At 54.8% G+C, this 403-nt stretch carries 1 pseudogene; it reads left to right on the top strand.

The window, feature by feature from the left end:
• Positions 1 to 403 (top strand): annotated as a pseudogene (locus AB4Z23_RS28790) (nucleotidyltransferase); the annotation flags it as partial.

Here is a 403-nt window from a genome sequence, read left to right as displayed (position 1 = left end):
GATGAGCCGCACACGTCAAAGGGCTATCGATCGGATTTCGATATTCTCGTCATCGTTAGCAACAAGGAACTGGCCGATCCGAAATACTGGGACAAGGCAACCGACCGGCTGATGTGGGACAAGGAGATCGAGACACCCGTTGGTCTCATCGTGCATGGAGCACGCGAGATCAGCAATTTTCTGCATGATGGCCAAGCCTTCTTCGTCGATCTCGCCCGTGAAGGTGTCGTGCTCTATGAATTCGACGACCGGCCGTTGGCTGAAGCGAAACCGCTCAGCCCTGCCGATGCACTCAGGGTGGCGGAGGAGCATTTCCGCAGGCATTTTCCTGATGCTCAAACCTTCATCAGGTTGGCTGGGTTTGCCCTTAAGGATAACAATGCCAACATCGCGGCCTTCCAAC

The organism is Agrobacterium sp. MCAB5 (assembly GCF_052114365.1).
GTDB lineage: Bacteria > Pseudomonadota > Alphaproteobacteria > Rhizobiales > Rhizobiaceae > Agrobacterium > Agrobacterium tumefaciens.
This window is presented reverse-complemented; position numbering and strand designations above follow the sequence as displayed.